Annotated in this window: 20 protein-coding genes; 3 read left to right on the top strand and 17 right to left on the bottom strand. The window is 50.5% G+C overall.

Annotated elements, in window-relative coordinates; all coding sequences use genetic code 11:
* Window positions 1-60: 60 nt before the first annotated feature.
* The 10 genes from CQ018_RS12220 to coaD form a co-directional block, all read right to left on the bottom strand.
* Entirely contained in the window at window positions 61-1,596 is a 1,536-nt protein-coding gene (locus tag CQ018_RS12220; RefSeq protein WP_105550280.1) for a hypothetical protein, read from the bottom strand.
* A gap of 143 nt (window positions 1,597-1,739) precedes the next feature.
* A complete protein-coding gene (locus tag CQ018_RS12215) occupies window positions 1,740-2,201 on the bottom strand; it encodes an adenylyltransferase/cytidyltransferase family protein (protein ID WP_105550279.1) in 462 nt (153 codons plus the stop codon).
* Between the two features lie 60 nt (window positions 2,202-2,261).
* Complete coding sequence (locus tag CQ018_RS12210) at window positions 2,262-3,104, bottom strand: glycosyltransferase family 2 protein (protein WP_374954202.1); 843 nt, start codon at window positions 3,102-3,104, stop codon at window positions 2,262-2,264.
* 59 nt (window positions 3,105-3,163) lie between these two features.
* Entirely contained in the window at window positions 3,164-3,988 is an 825-nt protein-coding gene (locus CQ018_RS12205) for a CDP-alcohol phosphatidyltransferase family protein (RefSeq protein ID WP_105550277.1), read from the bottom strand.
* Window positions 3,985-5,031: a glycosyltransferase family 2 protein gene (locus CQ018_RS12200; protein ID WP_258142586.1), complete on the bottom strand. Its 1,047-nt coding sequence runs from the start codon at window positions 5,029-5,031 to the stop codon at window positions 3,985-3,987. Before CQ018_RS12200 ends, CQ018_RS12205 begins: the two co-directional genes overlap by 4 nt.
* Window positions 5,028-5,891: an ABC transporter ATP-binding protein gene (locus CQ018_RS12195; protein WP_105550276.1), complete on the bottom strand. Its 864-nt coding sequence runs from the start codon at window positions 5,889-5,891 to the stop codon at window positions 5,028-5,030. The genes CQ018_RS12200 and CQ018_RS12195 overlap by 4 nt, the downstream gene beginning before the upstream one ends.
* Window positions 5,875-6,720: an ABC transporter permease gene (locus CQ018_RS12190; RefSeq protein WP_105550275.1), complete on the bottom strand. Its 846-nt coding sequence runs from the start codon at window positions 6,718-6,720 to the stop codon at window positions 5,875-5,877. The genes CQ018_RS12195 and CQ018_RS12190 overlap by 17 nt, the downstream gene beginning before the upstream one ends.
* A gap of 131 nt (window positions 6,721-6,851) precedes the next feature.
* Window positions 6,852-7,907 (bottom strand): LCP family protein, encoded by a 1,056-nt coding sequence (locus tag CQ018_RS12185; RefSeq protein ID WP_105550274.1) that lies wholly within the window; start codon window positions 7,905-7,907, stop codon window positions 6,852-6,854.
* A gap of 137 nt (window positions 7,908-8,044) precedes the next feature.
* Complete coding sequence (gene galU, locus CQ018_RS12180; protein ID WP_105550273.1) at window positions 8,045-8,941, bottom strand: UTP--glucose-1-phosphate uridylyltransferase GalU; 897 nt, start codon at window positions 8,939-8,941, stop codon at window positions 8,045-8,047.
* A 50-nt stretch (window positions 8,942-8,991) separates the two neighbouring features.
* Complete coding sequence (gene coaD, locus CQ018_RS12175) at window positions 8,992-9,465, bottom strand: pantetheine-phosphate adenylyltransferase (RefSeq protein WP_105550272.1); 474 nt, start codon at window positions 9,463-9,465, stop codon at window positions 8,992-8,994.
* 114 nt (window positions 9,466-9,579) lie between these two features.
* Here coaD and CQ018_RS12170 point away from each other — a divergent pair, with 114 nt between their 5' ends.
* Window positions 9,580-10,791 (top strand): aminotransferase class I/II-fold pyridoxal phosphate-dependent enzyme, encoded by a 1,212-nt coding sequence (locus CQ018_RS12170; RefSeq protein ID WP_105550271.1) that lies wholly within the window; start codon window positions 9,580-9,582, stop codon window positions 10,789-10,791.
* A gap of 26 nt (window positions 10,792-10,817) precedes the next feature.
* Window positions 10,818-11,573 (top strand): spermidine synthase, encoded by a 756-nt coding sequence (locus CQ018_RS12165; RefSeq protein ID WP_258142585.1) that lies wholly within the window; start codon window positions 10,818-10,820, stop codon window positions 11,571-11,573.
* On the opposite strand, the gene rsmD is transcribed toward CQ018_RS12165, so the two are convergent.
* Genes rsmD through CQ018_RS12145 form a run of 4 tightly spaced genes read right to left on the bottom strand, consistent with a single transcriptional unit; the run spans window position 11,535 to window position 16,377 of the window.
* Window positions 11,535-12,134, bottom strand: a complete 600-nt coding sequence (rsmD, locus tag CQ018_RS12160) for a 16S rRNA (guanine(966)-N(2))-methyltransferase RsmD (RefSeq protein ID WP_105550269.1) — start codon at window positions 12,132-12,134, stop codon at window positions 11,535-11,537. The genes CQ018_RS12165 and rsmD overlap by 39 nt on opposite strands.
* Before the next feature lie 5 nt (window positions 12,135-12,139).
* A complete protein-coding gene (locus tag CQ018_RS12155; RefSeq protein WP_105550268.1) occupies window positions 12,140-14,353 on the bottom strand; it encodes an ATP-dependent DNA helicase RecG in 2,214 nt (737 codons plus the stop codon).
* The gene (locus CQ018_RS12150; RefSeq protein WP_105550267.1) at window positions 14,346-15,308 is read right to left on the bottom strand and encodes a DAK2 domain-containing protein; all 963 of its coding nucleotides are present in this window, start codon (window positions 15,306-15,308) and stop codon (window positions 14,346-14,348) included. The genes CQ018_RS12155 and CQ018_RS12150 overlap by 8 nt, the downstream gene beginning before the upstream one ends.
* Window positions 15,309-15,330: 22 nt before the next feature.
* On the bottom strand, window positions 15,331-16,377 hold the full coding sequence (locus CQ018_RS12145) for an LCP family protein (protein WP_105550266.1): 1,047 nt from the start codon (window positions 16,375-16,377) through the stop codon (window positions 15,331-15,333).
* Between the two features lie 125 nt (window positions 16,378-16,502).
* Between CQ018_RS12145 and CQ018_RS12140 the strand changes: the two genes are divergently transcribed.
* Window positions 16,503-16,994: a DUF3515 domain-containing protein gene (locus CQ018_RS12140; protein WP_105550265.1), complete on the top strand. Its 492-nt coding sequence runs from the start codon at window positions 16,503-16,505 to the stop codon at window positions 16,992-16,994.
* A gap of 98 nt (window positions 16,995-17,092) precedes the next feature.
* On the opposite strand, the gene CQ018_RS12135 is transcribed toward CQ018_RS12140, so the two are convergent.
* From CQ018_RS12135 to CQ018_RS12125, 3 genes are read right to left on the bottom strand one after another with little or no spacing between them, the layout of a single operon-like run.
* Entirely contained in the window at window positions 17,093-18,217 is a 1,125-nt protein-coding gene (locus CQ018_RS12135; RefSeq protein WP_105550264.1) for a D-alanine--D-alanine ligase family protein, read from the bottom strand.
* Window positions 18,214-19,245 (bottom strand): NAD(P)H-dependent glycerol-3-phosphate dehydrogenase, encoded by a 1,032-nt coding sequence (locus CQ018_RS12130; RefSeq protein ID WP_105550263.1) that lies wholly within the window; start codon window positions 19,243-19,245, stop codon window positions 18,214-18,216. The genes CQ018_RS12135 and CQ018_RS12130 overlap by 4 nt, the downstream gene beginning before the upstream one ends.
* Window positions 19,246-20,013, bottom strand: coding sequence for a 1-acyl-sn-glycerol-3-phosphate acyltransferase (locus CQ018_RS12125; protein WP_105550262.1), 768 nt, complete (start codon window positions 20,011-20,013; stop codon window positions 19,246-19,248).
* Window positions 20,014-20,019 lie beyond the last annotated feature (6 nt).

The following is a 20,019-nucleotide window of genomic DNA, read 5'->3' as shown; positions in this document are numbered from 1 at the left end:
CCCTGGCAACCATGACTACATATACCGCTATTGAGACACTATCGGTTTAGCTGAAGTTCTTTAGCTTTGACCAGCGAGTAGCATATTCTTTATATCATGAGCAATGGTTGATCCTGAGACTGTACGCGGCCATGTTCGAACCTTCCAGTGACCGCTAGAAGATTGTTTGTTCGAAGCATCAGTCTTCAATGAATTCGTTAGGAGAGCCTTAGAGTGATCATCTCGTCCTATCATTTTCATTTGGAACCCAGTGTCAGAATTAGTCAAGTCTATACCTATTCTTAAACCGAAATAATTGAGCTCAAACACAAGGCACGAAGGCCTCCAGTACCAAGTCTTGACAACAAATCCTAGCTGATCTGACTCCGTCAAGAATGACGCTTCAATCTGCTGAAGAGTTGTGGAAACGCCAACAGATCTAGTCATCTCAGCAGCCGGAGGAGCTAAGAGTCTCTGAGGCGACGTTGCGTAAGCGTTACCAAGATATCCCTGGAGAATAACATCCACATTGTGGAACTGGTCGTCAAAAGTTGGGGGTGTCGTTCGTGGATACTTCCAGTCAGAATTGATCCCTTTGAAATGTCGATGTGCAATATCGGAAACCTCCAGCAAGTCTGCGCCCCTAATCTCATGGGTGCACCACTGCACAGCATCGGCCATCCTTAGCGGACTTGCTGTCCACTTTCTTGTACAAGGTTGAGATCGCTTATCGAAGTAGCGAAAGTCCTCGAAGCTCGGAATGCTCGAAGTTTGTTCTCGGATGGCTTCAATCCATCGCCCCGTATATGAAAGGGCTGCTGCACCTGAATTTGCTAACTTCTCAAAGACGTTGCCACCGTCATCTAGGACTACAAGTTCGTCAATATCCGCGTTAATGACACCCGCAGCATTGCTCAGGAATCGTCGACGAGCATGATTAATTGCCCCGTGCTGACAGAAATCAGAATCCCAAGGCGCAGGAACCGAACCTTCCCAGGTCCCCCCTTGAGGGCCATATTTATATGGCCAATGAACCACTACAACGACATCTAGATCTGGAATATCCGTCAACGCTTCAACAATATCTTCAGGCCTGTAATCAGTGGAATCATTGTCATAAAAAAGAACCGAGTTAACCCCATGGTTAATTACGTGAAATGACACCCACTCTTTAACCCAATTCAGAGAATTATTTTTTGACAAAGTGACAAGCGTATATTTGTTTTCAAATAGATGTGTATAGCTTTCCCCTACTGGAAAGCTATCGTCTATCAGCATATTCTCAAAACGAACGCTTTGTGCCGTCATATCACATTTGACGTAGGAATCTTGTGTCCGATCAATGTCAGCAAACACGGCATCAGCCACCTGACTTGGCTCAAGAAGAACTTGACCGTCAACCAAGTATTTCCGCAGGTTTAAGAGCGGTGGGCCAACTAGTTCGACACCACGTTCGGAATTAAAAATATCAAAGAATAGTGTTTCATCATCAAACTTTAACTCGTACTCAGGCTGACGTTTCTCTGGGGCACGGGGTGGAATTCTGCGGATTTCTGTTGAACCACCCAAGGTTACCACCGATGGTCTGACAATCATCCGAACTTGCTTATCGGGCATACTGCTCCTGGATCTCAAATATAGTAACGATTGAGTGGAATTTCTACAAGATCATAATGATCCATCTGTACCTGTTGTAACAGACCAGTTAAAGCTATCTACCTCACAAGAATGAGAAGCAGCAATCGATTAACCTATAGAAACTAACTCAGCTCCTTAACGATCTGGCTCAAACTATCAAGGGTGTCTTTGAGCTTGGCTACATGGCGCTCATCGAATGCACTCAACACTCGTTTGAGTTCCGTGGTAGATATTCCGGATGTACGCGGAAGATAAATAACCTCAACTTTGTCACCGAGGTCGTCAAACTTACCTTTCCAGTCCTCACCGATACCAAACACGTCAACATCGTATTTGGCGATGTCCAGACGTTTTTGTTCCCAGTTGTCTTCCGGAATTGCCTCATCGACGTACTGGATCGCCTGAACGATTTCTAGTCGCTGTTCGAACGGAACAATGGGTTTTTTACCCTTGAGCGCATTAAATTCGTCAGTAGACACGCCAACGATTAAGCGGTCGCCCTTTTCTTTTAGCCGCTTGAGAATATTCAAGTGTCCAATGTGAAAGAGGTCAAAGGTCCCATAGGTGAGAACCGTCTTCGCCATGTTCAACTCCATTTGTTGCTTCGGTGCTACCCCTTAGCCGGGGTGCAAAGGTCAAAGGACTTAGATTATTGGTGGCCGACCAGCCAGTAGCATCCGCCAATGTGTCGACCATCTAAGTTTAGGCCTCGGCAACTGGTACCAGGGGCTTTCACGCCAACCCGCGAGCCACCCACTTAGATATTGTTTGATGGCCCCAGGTTCTTTACGCAATCTCAGACATTCGAGCAGTCCCCAGCTTGAAACGTACAACCAGTTAAATGGCCAGCGTAGGTTTCTGCGTGCTAACCAAACTCTATTACGAGCGTTGAGTCGGTAGAATTCAACGTGTCGGCGAGGATCCACTACCGGATGACCAATGCGCATGTCTCCCGCATACCACACATGAAGTCCAGCATCCCAGACTCTCCAGGCAAGCTCGATTCCCTCGTGGGCATACCAGAACCCACCTGCCCATCCCCCAGTCTCTTCAAAAGTGAGGCGGGGCATTACTAGACAGGTCTCGCCGACATGGAAGACCTTGCTCGATTCGAATGCCGTCCGTTTGTTCAATCGTGGGATCCAACGAGTCGGATCATCATCACGATCCGGATCGGTGATTCGTGGTTGAAGCAGGCCCATCTTAGGAAACTTCTTAAAACGATCGATTGCTTGTTGAAGGAAGTCATCATCCAGGAACCATGAGTCGTCATCGAGGAAACACAGATACTCTCCTGTAACCAAGGGGACACCCGCATTTCTGCCGGCAGGTATGCCCAGATTATCCTCTAAGTAGTGTCCACGGACTTCCGGGGGGATCCCTATAGGATCCCATCCGTTCCCAACTACAACGACATCAAGTGTTACGTTCTTTTGGTGGATAAGGGTGTCTAGAGCCCGTGCCAATTCTTCCGGGCGGTTGCCCATAGTGAGAACCACGACACCCACCGAGGGGCAATCCTGCATTTCAGAATTCACTGGCTAAATCACCGCAACCGTGAGGAAGCCATTGAAGCAACAAAGTGACCAATGTTAACCATGAAAACTGCTGGTAGAAGTATCCAAATCATCCATTTTTCAGCGATGCCTGGTATCCCAATGATTTCGGAAACAATCGACATCAGTAGAATAACTAGACTAAGTTCAACGGCATGCAACATCTTGTGGAAGGGCAGGAATCTGGCGGCTAAGCGCAGTTTGCCAATGAGAGTCATGGGAGCAACTGCCCGCGCTTCTGCGGTATCCGGTAGCTTCCCAAGCCCAGCCATGCCGCGTGCAGCATGAACCATAAGGCTTTGCGAACGATTTAGAACCAGTAATACTGCAAGGACGGCGGCCACGAACAAGGTTGGCCACGCTTGGGAGACGTCAGCGCCCTGAGTTTGAAGCTCTCGGAAGACGCGGTAGCCAAGCGCAATCGGAATTAGGGCCTCGGTGGTGTGGTGGCCGACCATGTCTATAAAAATTCCACGCGGTGACTGGGTTCCGCGCCAGCGTGCTACTTCTCCGTCGCTGCAATCGAAGTACAGCTGCACCTGCGATAGAACTACGGCAAGCAGTGGACCCCAGATTCCTGGGATCAGCAATGCTACGGACATGAGCCACCCGGCAAGGATCATCAGGCCGGTTACCCCATTCGCGCTAATGCGCGTGCGCACCAAGACTGCGGTGAGGTAAATGGAAATGTGCCTTAAATAAAGCTCAGCAGTCCAGTGCTCAGCATTTCGACGAGCACGGACTTCCGGTGGTTGACACACTGCGCGAAGCTGATCCAAGGTCGGCTTTTGAGGACGGAAATTTTGGGAGGTCATGAGCGCACACGCCCTTTATCCAATGTTCCCTGTGCTCCTTTGATGCGACCCTTCACAAAGCCAATTGCCCAGGGAAAATGAATGGCAGGCAAGACACCTGCCATGGCAACCTTCTCTTTCAGATTTGTCTTTGAAGATTTGACGGAGGCGTACAGAACCAGCCCAAGATAGGCAACCGGAGCAAGTTTTGAAAGTCTGAAGAGCCTACGTATTAGTCCCCCACGGTGGGCTCCCAGCAACGGGTCCACTATCAAAGCGATACTTCCAATCGCTGTTCCGGCGACCATAAGTGGCGGCAGATCATGTCTGAGAGATTTCCCGTCGGGGTACCGGCGTGCAATTTCTCCACGCCAGACACCCGAAGCATAGGACTGCGCAGACAAAGACTTAAAGTCATCTCGTGGGTAGTAACCGGTGCGAAGTTCTGGATCAAACCAGACTTTATGGCCGGCCTGACGGATTCTCAAACATAGCTCCCAGTCTTGGGCACGCCATAGAGTTTCGTCGTAGAAGCCAACCTCGTCAAAGACTTCACGTCTGAAGATACCAAGATATGCCGACTCTGCTGGTCCCTCAGGAGCTCCACTGTGGTAGGCAGCACCACCTAGTCCAAAGGGTGAATGATACGCAGCGGCAACAGCTCTTTGAAGAGTATTTTTGCCACGTGCATCCATCAAACCACCGACATCATGAGCATTCACCCGGTAGAGGGTTTCGATCCCACGAGCAGTGTATTGGGGTTCTAATTCGCTGTGAGCATCGACTCGAATAATTATCGGGTGTTGAGAGGCCTTTATGGCCAGGTTTAGGCCGATGGGGGTGCGCCCTGCCGGATTGGAAACGATTCGTACTCGGTTATCTTCTTCGGCAATAGCTTGAGCTACTTCGAGAGTACGGTCAATACTGGGGCCCAGCGCTAGGACGATTTCCTTAGGACCTTCATAATTTTGGCCGAGGATACTCTGAACGGCTTCACGCAAGTAGTCTTCCTCGTTGAGCACCGGCATGATATATGAGACTCCGGGCTTGAACTCACCCGTCACGGTTTTGAAGCCTTGTATGCGTCGACGACCGTTTTGGCTTCGCCGTCCATGACCAGAACACCTTTATTGAGCCAGATAACTCGGTTGCAGGTATCTAGGATTGAATTCATTGAGTGCGAAACGTGGAAAATCGTTCCCGCATTCTCTCGAATTTCACGGATCTTGGCTTCACTGCGTTTGCGGAATCGAGCGTCACCGACAGCGAGTGCCTCATCAACGATGAGAATATCGTGTTGCTTGGACGCCGCAATTGCGAATTTCAGTCGAGCCGACATACCAGAGCTGTAGGTACGCATGGGCAGATCAATAAATTCTTCGAGTTCAGCGAACTTGATAATTTCTTCACGTAATTTTTCAACCTCGTCACGTGAATAACCCAATGCGAGTCCGCCCAAGGTGATGTTTTTGTCCCCCGAAAGATCGTTAATGAGCGCAGCGCCAACACCCAAGAGGTTCGGCCGCGATGAAGCATACACCGAACCCTCCGTTGGCGGGGTTAGCCCAGTGATGGCACGCATTAGAGTCGACTTTCCGGAACCGTTAGATCCCACGATACCGATTGACTCATTTTCATACGCCACGAAGGAAACGCCCTTGACTGCGTGTACTTCACGAATACCACGTGTAGAAGTTGCGAGAAGTCTTTTGGCGCCTGCAGCTCCGATCGATTTGCCGCTTGAATACACCTGATACTTGACGTGGAGATTGTCCACTATCACCGCAGGTTTACGCTTCGGGTCGATCTTCAGATCAACGACAGGAATTACACCAGTAGCCGTTGGTTCAAAAACAGGCTCCGGTTCGTATGCTTTGTGAAGTTTTGGATTGATTAGATCGTCGAAGCTAGTTAACTCGACCATATTGCTCCTCAGCCGACCAGAAGAAGAAGATCCCACTCACAAGAAGAACTAATGCCCAGCCAGAGACCACGATCCACGCGGAAGAAGAATAGACGGCCCCATCCATGATCACACCGCGTGCAATTTGCAAGGTTTGATAGATGGGATGGAAAGCGAATAGCGGTTCCGCTGCAGGTATGGCTTTCGTGACGCGTTCAATGCCAAAAAGTACACCCGAGGTGAAAAATAGAACGCGGATAATGATTGGGATGATCTGCGTGAAATCTCGAAGATGAACGGTAAGGCGCGCACAAATAAGTGCGATACCGAAGTTGAAAACTGAATAAATTGCGAGCAAGGGAATGATGAGCAACCAAGAAAGCTTTGGCATCGTGCCAAGAAGCATGCAGAAAACAAACATGACTCCTAAGACTGGCATCAGCGCAAGGAACTGCTGCAAAACTGCAGCGAAAGGCAGAGTAATTCGAGGGAACGCTAATGATTGAACGAGCGATCCATTTCCGGTGATTGCTTTAGCACCTTGGCCGACTGAAGCGCTGAAGAATTCGAAGAGGAAAACTCCGATTACTACATAAACAGGGAAGTCCGCTGGCTTGGAAGTCTGTAGTATGCCAAAAATGAAGCCATACATGACCGCGTTCATTGTTGGTTGAATAACCACCCACAACATACCAAGACGGTTTCGCTCATTGCCTGATTTGAGGCGTGCTCGCGCGAGCTCAAGTGCAAAGTCGCGTCGTTCCCAAGCTTGCTTGAGATAGCTCCCTAAGGCCGGTCGCGCACCTACCCTAGGCAGGTTATGCTGCGCCGCATATTCGGCAGCTGTCATAATGTTCAATACCTCGTAAATTACGGTTTGCGTCTGCGTTTGCCGACGGACCTATTGAAGTCTAATAGATTTGCGCGCAGACCACCGGATCTTCTCAGCAGTACTGTTCAAATGTGAGCTATGCATCACCGCTAATGGCTGAATGTAGTATTCGCTACGTAAGAACTAAAAGTATCTGATCTGAGCGCGGCGCCTATGTCTAGAATCGCTTGCTCATTGCGCAGAATAATCGATTGTCCATCAGGTGATGTTCCAGTACCATCTGTCGGCAACGTGAACATCTCTACGTTTCCGGCACGTAAGCTTTTCATTTGAAGAGCCAATCCGGCAGCACTGGCTGAATCAAAGCCGTTGTCGAAGGACAGGTATGGGGCTACCTTGTCTATGACTTCATAGACGGTAGCCGGATTAGTCAAAGTGTTCTTAGACAACAGTTCACTTATGGCAGCCTTTACGAATGTCTGCTGGTTTCTGACGCGCTGGTAATCGCCATCGATGAAGGGTTTGCGTTCTCTAACGAATCTAAGTGCCTTGTTTCCTTGGAGATTCAGTTCGCCAACGGGGTAATGATATTTCTTCTTATCCGTTGACCAGAATTCGATGTCGTTTTGTACGGTGACTCCACCAAGGGCCGTTGAGAGCTCCTTGAAGCCATCAAAATCAATCATTGCCACGTGATCGATCTTGGTGTCAAACATTCCCTCGATCGTTTGTACGGCAAGCGGAACACCGCCAAAGGCCATCGACGCGTTAATCTTGTGCTTTCCATATCCAGGAATCTCCGTCCAGAGGTCCCTCATGATGGACATGACATAAACACCTTGACGATTGGCCGGGATATGCATCAGCATCATGGAGTCTGAGCGTTGATCTGTGCCACCGCCGCTGAGCATGTCAGAGGCTTGAGTACCATCGGCACCGCTGTCTACACCGAGAAGCAGAAAATTAAGTGATCCGTCTTCGGGATTCTTTACCGGGCGAAGATTCTCGTCAGGAAATGCGGACTCAATGGTTTGAGTTTTCTTGTCAAAAGTATTTGCCAAACTCATGAGGTAACCGCCAGCACTCAGAACGGCAATGAGCACCACTGCAACGGCACTGAAGAGCACGATCATTCCCGTGCTCTTTTTGGGCGGCTGCAAGCGTCTGGGCGTATAGCCGCCGTGAAACTTCTTCTTACGTGTCAATCAACATCTCCATTAGGCAAAACGAAAAGCCCAAGTCGACGTGAGACTACGTCCGATCGGCAATATTCGCACAAACAAAACAAGGCTAACCAGCTCTCCTGTGAGAAAGCTGGATTAGCCCTGTTAGTAAATCACTATTAAAGACCTGCTACAAAGTCCTTGAGCCAAGGCACCAAGGCCGGTGCAATGTCATCGCGCTCGGAAGCGAGCGAAATAACTGCTTGTAGATAGCTGACTTTATCGCCAGTATCGTAGCGGCGCCCACGGAACACTACTGCGTGGACTCCAGCACCATCGCCTTCTGCACGGGCCAAGGTTTCAAGCGCATCGGTGAGCTGGATTTCGTTCCCGCGACCCGGGGCTGTCTCTTCAAGAACCGAGAACACACGCGGGTGAAGTACGTAGCGACCAATGACGGCCAGATTGGAAGGTGCATCCTCGACTGCTGGTTTCTCAACAAGGCCGTTAACTTTGACGAAGCCCTCACCTTCAACGGCAGATACATCAGCACAACCGTATGCACTGATCTGTGCAGGGTCTACCTCCATCAAGGCAATGACGGAGCCACCAGTTTTTTCCTGTACATCAATCATGATGGAGAGCAGTTCATCACGTTCGTCAATGAGGTCATCACCAAGTAGTACTGCAAATGGTTCGTTGCCAACGTGCTGTTTGGCGCAAAGCACTGCATGTCCGAGTCCCTTAGGATCGCCCTGACGAATATAGTGAATCTCCCCAAGTTCGGTGGCCTCTTGAACGCGTTTCAAACGCTCATGATCACCCTTTGCTTCAAGTGCTGCTTCAATTGAAGGAACACGGTCAAAGTGATCTTCAAGAGCGCGCTTATTACGACCAGTGATCATCAGGACATCGGACAGGCCCGCTTTAGAAGCTTCTGCTACAACGTATTGAATTGCTGGTTCATCCACCACAGGAAGCATTTCCTTGGGCATGGCTTTAGTCGCGGGCAAGAAACGCGTTCCAAGACCAGCTGCGGGAATTACTGCTTTTGTAACTCTGTGATTCATATTCATGAATATGAGGTTACTTCATCTCGGGTGGAGACACCCAACTTGCGAGATAGCTAACTCGACGAATTGAGTCGTTTAAGTACAGTTCGTGGCAAATAGTCAGAAACATCACCACCCAGAGCGTTCACTTCCTTCAGCAAGGAGGAAGACAAATGGGTGTATCTATTATCTGCGGCCAAAAATACCGTCTCCACGCCGGTAAGATGACGATTCATCACCGCCATTGGGGTCTCGTACTGATAGTCAACAGTTGAACGGAGCCCTTTAACTATCGCGTCAGCCCCATGCTGCTTGCAGAAATCCGCAAGCAGTCCTTCCCCCATGGGCACAACAGTTACGCCACGTAACCCACCAAGTGTTTCTTGAATCATTTCAAGACGTTCTTCGGAACTAAAACGATACTTCTTGGAATAATTAGTAGAGACAGCCACGATCACCTCATCAAAGAGGCTACTAGCACGGGCGATGATTTCAACATGGCCATTGTGAATGGGGTCAAAGGATCCTGGGCAGACGGCGCGACGCATACTGAGCAATCTACCAAAGTGCGGTGAATGCTGAATGCTCCGGAGTTCTACTGTCTCTTCGTGTCGTATACCGCTGGTGCCCATACTTTGAGAGATACCGGCGATAATGAACTCATGCCTTCTTCTGCTCTTCCGTGGCAGCGTACCGCTGCCGGTGCCAATCTACTCGCTTCAAATGGAGACCTAAGTGTCACCATTTTCGAAGAAATTACCACGCTCGCCGCCAAACACAATGCGATCAATCTCGGGCAAGGGTTCCCAGACACCGACGGTCCCGAGCATTTCAAACAACAGGCGGCTCAAGGCGTCCTAGGTGACAAGAACCAGTACGCACCCGGAAGTGGAATCTTTGCTCTGCGCGAATCAATTGCACGCCACCAAGCACGCTTTTACGGCCTGACTGTCGATCCGGTCCACGAGATTGTAGTTACAACTGGTGCAACTGAAGCTATCGCGGCTTCCATCCTTGCCTTCATCAAACCCGGTGACGAAGTGATCACCTTCGAACCGTTCTATGACTCCTACGGTGCAACTATTGGTTTGGCCGGCGGGATTCATAAGACAGTCATGCTCAATGCTCCAGACTTCCAACCAAACTTGAATGAACTTCGAAAAGCATTTACCGCCCGTACCAAAATGATTGTGCTCAATAATCCGCATAATCCGACGGGAGCTACGTTCGATAAGGATGTGCTAGCGGAGATCGTATCTCTGGCCAGAAAATTTAATTGCTTGATTCTTTCGGATGAAGTCTATGAGCATTTGACGTTTGGTGTGACTCATATCCCTATCGCAACGTTGCCAGGTGCATGGGAACGGACACTGACCTTGTCTTCGGTGGGCAAGACTTTTTCCTTCACTGGATGGAAGGTTGGGTGGGCCACCGGACCTGCACATTTAGTTGCCGCGGTACGAACGGTAAAGCAGTTCCTCAGCTATTCATCGGGTACGGCCTTCCAGCCCGCTATAGCGGAGGCGTTGGACTCCCCTACAGAATTCTTTAACAATTTTGCCCAAGATTTAGCCAAACGAAGCGAAGTATTGGCTTCAGGGTTGGAGGCCGCGGGCATGACCGTCTATAGGCCACAGGGTACCTATTTCATTGTTGCCGATGTTGCACCTCTTGGATTCACCGATGCTGTGGACCTGGCAAGGAAAATGCCAGAGGCAATCGGTGTTGCAGGCATTCCACTCTCCGTCTTTTGCCATGAAGAGGGGGCCAAACAAACCAAGACACTATTGCGTTTTGCTTTTTGTAAGAAACTTGATCTTCTAACTCAGGCGGCCGAACGGCTCGCACTTCTCTCGTCCAAGATCGGAAACTAATCATGGTCAGCAAGGCATCTCGTTGGATGAGTAATCTTGGTGCTCATGCAACGCTCGAGGAAGATATCTTTGTCCCCGGGGCATGGGTGCTTTCTCTTGGCGGGGCGGAGCAATCACATGTAAATATTGGGCAGCCAGAAGAAATATTCTATGAATATCTCCGTCGTCTCGCCAACTTTATTGATGAAATCGACGTACCGAAACAGCCTTTGCGCATATTACACCTAGGAGCCGGAGCACTGACGTTGGCCCGATATGTGGAAGCAGTTAGACCTAAGAGCACTCAGGTTGCGGTCGATCTTGAACGGGAACTATTAGATTTCGTTCTTGATGCGCTACCACTAAAGACCCCTGATCAGCTGACAACACTGATCGGTGATGCACGGGAAGTACTGACTCGCGAGCTGGCGTCCCAAGAATTTGATGTCATTGTCTTGGATATTTTTAGCGGCTTTGGCGCACCCGAACATCTGACGGTACCGGGGTTCTATGCCGAGATGGATGCGCTTTTGGCACCGCAAGGCATGGTTTTGGTCAACGTTGGAGATGATCCACCGTTTGCATTCGCCGACACACAGATCCAGGCCATGTCCGAGGTATTCCCAACTGTCATGGCAAGTGCCCCAACAGAAATATTCAGCCGAAAATATCCGGGGAACATGATCCTTGCCGGAAGCCATGCAAAAATTGATTCACATCTCATCGAAAGGCTTCGAGCTGCAGGGGCACATCCGGGGACAGTACTAGCCGGCAGTGATCTCGACGGGTTCGGCAAACCATAACCGGGTTTCCCCGTATTTCTTCTCGGCGATCAATCTGATCCCTTCGGGCCAGGATGGTTCCGCCGAGCGGGAGGAGCGTTCGACTACCAATGTTGCGTTCTCCTCAAGAATCAAAGAGACCTTGCTCAATGTCTTAGCAAGCTCAGCATCGGTAAGGGGGTATGGGGGATCCATGAAGACTAGATCCCAGCTCTTTCCGGCCGAAATACCACTAACAGGCGCGAATGAATCAAGCACCGAATCTACTGAACCTTTGCGAACCGAAACTATCTCAGTTCGTAGGGCCTTATTGATCAGCCCTGCATTTGTTTGGCACACAGAGGCTGCCTTCGGTGCAAGCTCAACTAAGAGTACCGATCTGGCGCCTCGGCTTGCCGCCTCAATGCCTAAGGTCCCCGCACCAGCATATAGATCAAGAACCCTAGCGCCGGATAGCACGTCATAGCTTTCCAGACGAGAAAATAGGGCTTCTTTAACGCGGTCCGTTGTTGGTCGTGTCGCGTCTCCGGGGACGCTCTTCAGAGGCAGTCCACCTGCGGCCCCGGCAACTATTCGGCTCATAGTGGTTATCCTCTTTCCAAAAATGCTTGCATGTCTTCATCAACCCAGTTTTCAACTGCCGTCCGCAGCAGCGGGTAGTTATCTAATCCCCCGGCAGATTCAACGACTTCTTCCGCTTCTGTGCGTGCACGCTCAATGAGCTTTGAATCCTTGATCACGCGCAGTACTCGCAACGTTGAACGAGATCCAGATTGACTGGCTCCCAGAATATCTCCCTCGCGACGCTCTTGAAGATCCGACTCCGCCAACAAGAACCCATCTGTTGTTGATTCAACCGCCCGGAGTCTAGCTATTGATGGGTGCTCCGCATCCAACCAAGTAGTCATTAAACACGTACCAGGATGTCCACCACGACCAATTCGTCCTCGTAACTGGTGAAGTTGCGAGATGCCAAAGTTTTCGGCATCAATGATCACCATGAGTGTCGCGTTATGGACGTCCACGCCAACCTCGATCACGGTTGTAGAAACCAGGATGGAAAGCCTGCCATGGTCAAAATCAGCCATCGTTGCGGATTTTTCTTCGCTCGGCATCCGCCCATGAAGCTCGCCGATATTTGTATGCGCAAATTCGGGCAAACCCGAGAAAAGTTCCATCATTTTCTCAACAGTCATCGACGGTGGCTTTGGGGCTATTGAGCCCTTCTCGCCTGGTTCTTCTTCGGGGTCGACCAATTGTGGTGCAGCATCATCTTCCAGTGCTTTCTCGCTGATGCGTGGACACACGACATACACTTGATGGCCCTTGGTGACTTCTTCGGCAATGCGAGCAAAAAGCCGTTCTTGCATTTGTGGAATTTGTAGCGGCACTAAGTGAGTCGAAATAGGAGCACGTCCCGGCGGCAATGATTTCATGAGGCTAACCTCGAGATCACCGAAGACGGTCATAGCCACGGTACGTGGAATTGGAGTAGCAGTCATCACGAGCATATGCGGAGGACTTATCGCCTTGGAACGTAAAAGGTCTCTTTGCTCAACACCAAATCTGTGCTGCTCGTCAACGACTACAAGCCCTAGATCCGCGAAACCTACAACATCCGATAACAAAGCATGAGTACCAACCAAAATTCCGGTTTCCCCAGACGCTGCCCCCAACAGCACACGTCGTTTGTCGTTGGTGGCCATTGAGCCCGTGAGAATATCGACTCGAGTAGCTCTTGGATCTGAACCTAATTCTCCAAGATTTCCCCATTCGCCGAGGAGCTTTCTAATTGATTGGTAGTGTTGCTGAGCTAAGACTTCGGTGGGTGCAAGTAGTGCACATTGCCCTCCGGAATCAATAACCTGAAGCATGGCTCGTAAGGCTACTAACGTTTTACCGGATCCAACTTCACCCTGTAAAAGTCTATTCATCGGATGCGCCCGAACGAGATCGTTTGATATTTCTATCCCTGAACGCTGCTGGCCTTCGGTCAGTGTGAAGGGAAGTGTCCTCTCAAATTCTGCTAGCAATCCATCGGTGCGCCCCCCGCGCGCGATTGCTGGTTGCAACCTGCGGTGTGCACGACGCTGAAGCAAAGCCGCCTGAAGTAAGAAAGCTTCTTCAAAGGCAAATCGTTTTCTTGCCGCATACCCGCGCCCCGCGGTGTCTGGTTCGTGAATTTCATGAAATGCCATGGCCTGTGAGGATAGCTTCATCTTCTTCAAGACCTGGGGCGGAAGAAACTCGGGAAATTCTTGATCCGTTACCCGTGGCAAGAGCAACGAGATTGCTTCTCTAATCTTCTTATTAGGAAATTTAGCGGTTGCCGGATAGATGGGGATCGGGCGGGGGTCTGCATCTTCAGCAGACTCAAGTAATGAATATGCGGGATGAGTCAGTTCAAGTCGGTTTTGATACTGACTCACCTTGCCGCTAAACATAGCGGTTACGCCAACTTGTAAATCCCGTTTAGCTTCAAAACCGTTGAAAAAGCTCATCCGCAATGTCGCTTGGGCGGGGCCCATCGCATCACGGACCACGGCTTGAAGCAGAAACCCCGAACGGGTTTGCATGCGCCGCTGAGTCACTGATTCAACCTCAGCAACAATTGTTACTTCTTCGCCCAGTGGAAGCTCAGAAATATTGGTGAGCTCACCAATTTCCATGTAACGCCTTGGAAAATGAGACAAGAGCTCACCAACTGTGAGATAGCCAAAAGCCTGTTCGAGCTTGCGGGCCGAAGCACTTCCTAAAACACTCGAAAGCTGCGCCTGTGAGTATGCCTCAATATCAGCCATCATGAGTACAGAGATTTGTCACTGCAACATTTACCGGTGAACCAACACCTCGGATAACGCCCAAAGCGTCTTCGGCTTCTGGAACGTGCACATGCACCCGCCATCTATAGCCGTCTTTAGTTTGATTTACGGGACTCATGATCACCGAATCCCCCACAGCATCCAGTTGGCCACGCAGTGTTGCCGCGCCTAGTGCGTCAAGGTTAATGGTGCACATGACTTCTACACCAGCGTCCGTCGTGACTGCCCCATGGATATGTGGGTCCTGAATGTCATAGCCATGAAACTGAGAATACTCATCAGGTTCGATGACATAACCCTGCAATGCTCCACGTAATTCATCAAGGATAATGAGCATGCCCACGGCACCAGCATCAACGATTTTTGCCTCGTGGAGTGCCCCAAGTTCTAATTCCGTGGCAACTACAGCGCTCTCGGCAGCAGCACAGACCTCTGTCAAAACTTCAACTAGCGCTGCCTTGCTCGCAGGCTCCAACGTACTGGTGCGGTGTGTTCTACGCGCGGTATCTGCAACAACTTCCATGACTGAGAGCATGGTTCCAGATACCGGATCGCTCAGCGCTGACCAGGCCCTCACCTTGCCTCTTTCAAGCGCTGTGGCAAGGAGAGAGGCGGTCAATCGTTCAGCACCGTATAGTGGCTCGGCAAGTCCCGCCATGAATACGGCAAATAGTGTTCCTGAATTGCCACGGGCCGATTCCATCGCTGCACGTGAGGCTATTGTCAGCAACTCACCAATATTATCTGTCTCAAATTTAGATATGGCATCATGAGCAGCCCGTGCGGTGAGATAAAGGTTGCTACCTGTATCCCCGTCCGCAACAGGAAAAATATTGATGGCGTTGAGTCGATCGCTATGATTGCCCAGACTCTTCACCACACGCTCAAGCCAATTTGCCATGGCTTGGGTGTTCGCATGGATCTTTGTATTCATGGAGTAGGTTTTTTCTCGATTACTAGAGATTGTTTTCCTCTACGAATTGGCCGACCTTATCGGCTTTCAAGGCCTTGGCGAATTCTCCGATGACGGTCATGTCAGGGATAACGATTGATTGTCCGTCTGCTGAGCGTCCTGTTCCCTTATTGGGGAGCGTGAAAAAGTTCAGCTCATTTGGTCGAACCCCGGACATTGAGGCTCCCAATTGGGCAACCTTGAGTGCGTCAAGCGTGTCGTCAACAGCAATGAATGGCGCCAGCTCTTTAACGCTCTCTGAAATCTTGGCCGGGTCGGTAAGAGTTTCCTTGGACATCATGGTGCTCAAGACTGCCTTGATGTAGAGCTGCTGATTTCGAACGCGTTGGTAGTCGCCGTCTTTGAAGGCGTAGCGCTCACGAACGAAGGCAAGCGCTTCTTCACCATTGAGAGTCTGGACTCCCTGAGGGAAGTGAATGTCCTTCTTGGTTCTGGGAGTGAAAGCAATCGGGTTGTTGATTTGAACTCCGCCCAGAGCATCTGTTAGTCCCTTGAAGCCTTCAAAATCGATTGCCGCAACATGATCAATTCTGGTATCGAAGAGACCCTCGAGGGTTTGGACAGCAAGCGAAACTCCACCATATGCAAACGCTGCGTTAATTTTTGCTTTGCCGTGACCCGGAATATCAAGCCATGTATCGCGCATGACCGATGTTACATAAATACCTTTTCGGTCTGCCGGGATATGCACCAACATCATGGTGTCGGACCTACCGCCGTTGGGAAGCGAAGCAAAATTCTCGTCCCCGTTGTCGGTGGCACGCGTGTCATTACCTAGAAGCAAGATATTGACGGCTCCCTTAGACTCTTCAGTCACCTTAGGGCGCAAGCTTTCTGCAGGGAAAACATTCTCTAGTTTTGTCGAATTCTTATCAAAGGTCCGAGCCAAGGAGAATAGGTAGCTACCTGCGACAAGTAGTGCGATCAACACCAAAGAAACGGCACCAATCAGGATCATCAATCCTGTACGCTTTTTCTTCCGTGGTCTCATACCGGTGGTGTCGTCGTAGGACTCGTTAAAATTTGTCATTTATGCCTCTCAAGCAAATACTCCACTACATCTTAGTCATGCAAAACGACAGGTAGGCTGTTTAGGTGTCCAGATTGATAGTTTCAAACGCCATTTCCCTTGATTCACAGGTGTCTTCCAGCCAAATGCCAGCACAATCGAAGTCTCGACCCCGCTGGATCTCAGCAATTGCGATCTCGGTAACCGGGATTGCATTACTTTCCGGGTGTGCACCGATCGCCAATGTTAAGCCCGCAGACGACGCGGGTAATCCTTTATGCGCAGAAATGATGGTGCTGCTTCCCGACGAAATCTCTGATCAGCGCAAGCGGCAAACCAATTCTCAAGCTACCGCAGTTTGGGGTGATCCATCACAGTTGGTGCTGCGTTGTGGAGTGACTCCCCCGCCACCTTCAACAGACCCGTGTGTCTCTGTGAATGGTGTCGATTGGCTTGCCAAGGAAGGTGAAGGATCATGGACGCTAACAACGTATGGCCGGGTGCCAGCAACCGAACTGATTTTTGACCCAAAAGTCATCGCGTCAAGTACCGTATTGGCAAGCCTTGCTGCAGCAGCAGAGAAAATTCCTGCCGAACGCCAATGCACTGATGTTACTAAATCTGAAGATATTCCATAGCATAAGGGCCAAAGAGAAGTTGGGGTGATGCTTTCATCCGCATAACTGAAAGCATCACCCCAACTTATTTTTTAACAACCATTGGCTAGCCCTGCGGCTTAGCGTAGGCCCTTCTTACGGTTGAGCCCCAGGTAGATCAGCTCATCAATAAGCTCGACATACCCAATGCCGGTTTGTGCCCACATATGCGGATACATGCTCGAAGGTGTGAAGCCAGGCATTGTATTAATTTCATTAATAATCCAAGCGCCGCCTTCGGTGTAGAAGAAGTCAACGCGGGAGAGCCCCTCGGCATTGACAGCGTCAAAGGCCTTGGCAGCAAGCTCACGGATCTCTGCCGTGGCTTCACTCGAAAGTACTGCCGGACAGCTTAGCTCGGCGGCTGCCCCGTTAACGTACTTTGCATCAAAGTCGTAAAAGGTGTGACCGTTGTGTTCGACTACGATTTCACCTGGAAGTGAAGAACGTGGGGCCGCGTGACCGCGACCTTCGAGAACACCGCACTCAATCTCTCTACCCGAGATCCCCTGCTCAATGACGATTTTAGGATCATGGATTCTAGCTGCCTCAATGGCCAGCACAAGATCCGCAGGCGTTTCCACCTTTGAGATCCCCACCGAGGAACCAGCTCGCGAAGGCTTCACGAACAGCGGGTATTGCAGATGTGTGAGGGTCTCGAGTGCGGCTTCGCGGTCACGTTCCCATTGCTTATCGGTAATTACCGCATAGGGGCCAACTTCAAATCCTGCCGCTTCGAAAACTACCTTCATGAAATGCTTGTCCATGCCAATGGCACTTGCGGCAATTCCCGAGCCAACATAAGGAACATCTGCCATCTCTAGCATTCCTTGTAAGGAGCCGTCTTCGCCAAAAGGTCCATGGAGCACTGGGAATACCAGATCAATATCCCCTAGGCTGCGCACCTGGTGTGCAGGATCCGATGCCAAAAGCTCGTGGCTTCCCGGTTCCCCGGTAAGTCGTAGTACCTCAGGACCTGCGGTAATCTCTGGCTTGGTACCACTGGTCAAGGACCAGGTTTTAATATCCTGGTCGACTAGCGTCCAGACCCCTTCCCGAGTAATCCCTACCGAAACCACATCATATTTATTACGATCAATGGCTTCAAGGACTCCAGCTGCCGTTACGCAGCTCACCGGGTGTTCAGATGAGCGGCCACCGAACAAAAGAAGAACCCGAGGCTTACGGGAATTTACATCGGTCATTTCAGCTCACCTTCGGATTTGAGCTCACGGCCAAGAAGCCGTGCCCCCATGTTTTCAACGCTTAGTGTTCCTTCAAGAACCATTACCACTGCCTCGGTGATGGGAACCTCCACCTGATGGCGCATAGCAAGATCTAATACCGCACGACCGGATTTAATGCCCTCGGCTGTTTGTGACATGCGGTCATTCACCTCTTCGAGGTACAACCCTTGACCAAGTAATCGGCCTGCGGTGTTATTACGTGAGAGTGACGACGAGCAGGTTGCCACTAGGTCGCCAAGCCCGGCAAGCCCCGAGAGAGTCTCATATTTGCCGCCCAAAGCTAATGCAAGACGAGTTGTCTCGGCAAGACCACGGGTAATAATTGAGGATTTGGTGTTGTCCCCCATACCCATGCCATCACAGATACCCACCGCAAGTGCAATCACGTTTTTTGCAATGCCACCAATTTCAACGCCTATGACGTCGGTGTTGGTATAAGGGCGGAAATAGTCTGTAGAGCATAGTGAAGCGATCCATGTCGCGGTGTCACTGTCTGCGCAGGCTACAACCGAGGCTGTTGGTTGCCTGCGGGCAATCTCCATGGCAAGGTTGGGCCCCGATAGGACTGCAATACGGTCGTCAGTAATACCTGTTTCCGCAAAAATTACTTCGCTCATGCGCTGATCAGTGCCCCGTTCGAGGCCCTTCATCAAGGACATAAGCACTGCGTGAGGTTCTATCGATTCCTTGAAGGAACGCAACTGTTCACGCAGGCTTTGTGCAGGAACCGCCAACACAACTAGATCGGCGCCAGCCAATACCTCTGTTGTTTCCGCCGAAGACCTTAGATTGTTCGGCAGGACGGTTTCACGCAGATAACGAGAGTTTGTGTGTTTGGTATTGATCTCTGTTGCAACTTCTGGGCGACGTGCCCAGACCATTACCTCAATACCTGCTTCAGTGCCGGAATCGGCTAGTACTTTGGCGAAGGTTGTTCCCCAGCTACCGGCTCCCATCACCGCGATTTTACGTGGCTGTGGCCTCATCTATTTATCCTTCGGTTCGGGTGGCTGCCCGCCACTCTCAAAATTTCTGCCCTTAGTACTTTGTCCATGTGCTGATGGATCCCACAGGATTTCCGGTGCAGGAACACCACGTAGCTTTGAGACGTCGTTGGCAATCGCACGCATGATACGTTCGGTGGCTTCATTCAGGATCGTGCGGGTTAGTGGCCCGCCCCGCAAATCGTCCAAATCAACCGGATCCCCGATCAACACTTTTACGTGCTTTCGAGGAAAGAGCCTTATTCCCTTGGCGTAGCGCGGGAATAGCTCTTGTGCGCCCCAATGGGCCATGGGAATCACCGGCGCGCCGGTTTGAAGGGCAAGCCTTGCTGCACCAGTATGCCCCCGCATAGGCCATAATTCTGGATCCCGGGTCAGTGTGCCTTCTGGATAAATAATGATTACACCGTTGGCATCAAGAACTTTGCGCGCTGTCAGTAAGGACTGGGAAGCCCCGGCGCTGGTGCGTGCAACCGGAACTTGTCCGGTCTTCTTCAAGACAAAACCAAGTACCGGAACTTTAAACAAAGATTCCTTGGCCAAGTATCTTGGATAGCGCTTATTGCTATATATGGCGTGGCCCACCACTAGCGGATCAATTTCCGTAACGTGGTTTGGGCATACGATAGCCCCGCCCTCAGGCAACTTATTAAAGTCCTGCCAAGTCCGTCCAATCAGAAGATTCATAATTGGACGGACTATGCCTGCAGTTATAGCGAACACGGTTTTAGTACCGCGTGATTCTTTCATGCAAAT

This window comes from Arthrobacter sp. MYb227, assembly GCF_002975435.1.
Taxonomy (GTDB): domain Bacteria; phylum Actinomycetota; class Actinomycetes; order Actinomycetales; family Micrococcaceae; genus Paeniglutamicibacter.
The sequence above is the reverse complement of the archived record's forward strand: the minus strand, read 5'-3'. Positions and strand labels throughout refer to the sequence as shown.

Excerpts from the sequence above, each read along its gene's own strand:
- coaD (WP_105550272.1), bottom strand. The coding sequence starts at position 9,465 with ATGCGTCGCGCCGTCTGCCCAGGATCCTTTGACCCCATTCACAATGGC.
- CQ018_RS12130 (WP_105550263.1), bottom strand. The coding sequence starts at position 19,245 with ATGAGGCCACAGCCACGTAAAATCGCGGTGATGGGAGCCGGTAGCTGG.
- CQ018_RS12210 (WP_374954202.1), bottom strand. The coding sequence starts at position 3,104 with ATGGGCAACCGCCCGGAAGAATTGGCACGGGCTCTAGACACCCTTATC.
- CQ018_RS12220 (WP_105550280.1), bottom strand. The coding sequence starts at position 1,596 with ATGCCCGATAAGCAAGTTCGGATGATTGTCAGACCATCGGTGGTAACC.
- CQ018_RS12170 (WP_105550271.1), top strand. The coding sequence starts at position 9,580 with ATGCCTTCTTCTGCTCTTCCGTGGCAGCGTACCGCTGCCGGTGCCAAT.
- CQ018_RS12125 (WP_105550262.1), bottom strand. The coding sequence starts at position 20,013 with ATGAAAGAATCACGCGGTACTAAAACCGTGTTCGCTATAACTGCAGGC.
- CQ018_RS12165 (WP_258142585.1), top strand. The coding sequence starts at position 10,818 with ATGAGTAATCTTGGTGCTCATGCAACGCTCGAGGAAGATATCTTTGTC.
- CQ018_RS12190 (WP_105550275.1), bottom strand. The coding sequence starts at position 6,720 with ATGACAGCTGCCGAATATGCGGCGCAGCATAACCTGCCTAGGGTAGGT.
- galU (WP_105550273.1), bottom strand. The coding sequence starts at position 8,941 with ATGAATATGAATCACAGAGTTACAAAAGCAGTAATTCCCGCAGCTGGT.
- CQ018_RS12140 (WP_105550265.1), top strand. The coding sequence starts at position 16,503 with ATGCCAGCACAATCGAAGTCTCGACCCCGCTGGATCTCAGCAATTGCG.
- CQ018_RS12145 (WP_105550266.1), bottom strand. The coding sequence starts at position 16,377 with ATGACAAATTTTAACGAGTCCTACGACGACACCACCGGTATGAGACCA.
- CQ018_RS12135 (WP_105550264.1), bottom strand. The coding sequence starts at position 18,217 with ATGACCGATGTAAATTCCCGTAAGCCTCGGGTTCTTCTTTTGTTCGGT.
- CQ018_RS12155 (WP_105550268.1), bottom strand. The coding sequence starts at position 14,353 with ATGGCTGATATTGAGGCATACTCACAGGCGCAGCTTTCGAGTGTTTTA.
- CQ018_RS12205 (WP_105550277.1), bottom strand. The coding sequence starts at position 3,988 with ATGACCTCCCAAAATTTCCGTCCTCAAAAGCCGACCTTGGATCAGCTT.
- CQ018_RS12150 (WP_105550267.1), bottom strand. The coding sequence starts at position 15,308 with ATGAATACAAAGATCCATGCGAACACCCAAGCCATGGCAAATTGGCTT.
- CQ018_RS12215 (WP_105550279.1), bottom strand. The coding sequence starts at position 2,201 with ATGGCGAAGACGGTTCTCACCTATGGGACCTTTGACCTCTTTCACATT.
- CQ018_RS12195 (WP_105550276.1), bottom strand. The coding sequence starts at position 5,891 with ATGGTCGAGTTAACTAGCTTCGACGATCTAATCAATCCAAAACTTCAC.
- rsmD (WP_105550269.1), bottom strand. The coding sequence starts at position 12,134 with ATGAGCCGAATAGTTGCCGGGGCCGCAGGTGGACTGCCTCTGAAGAGC.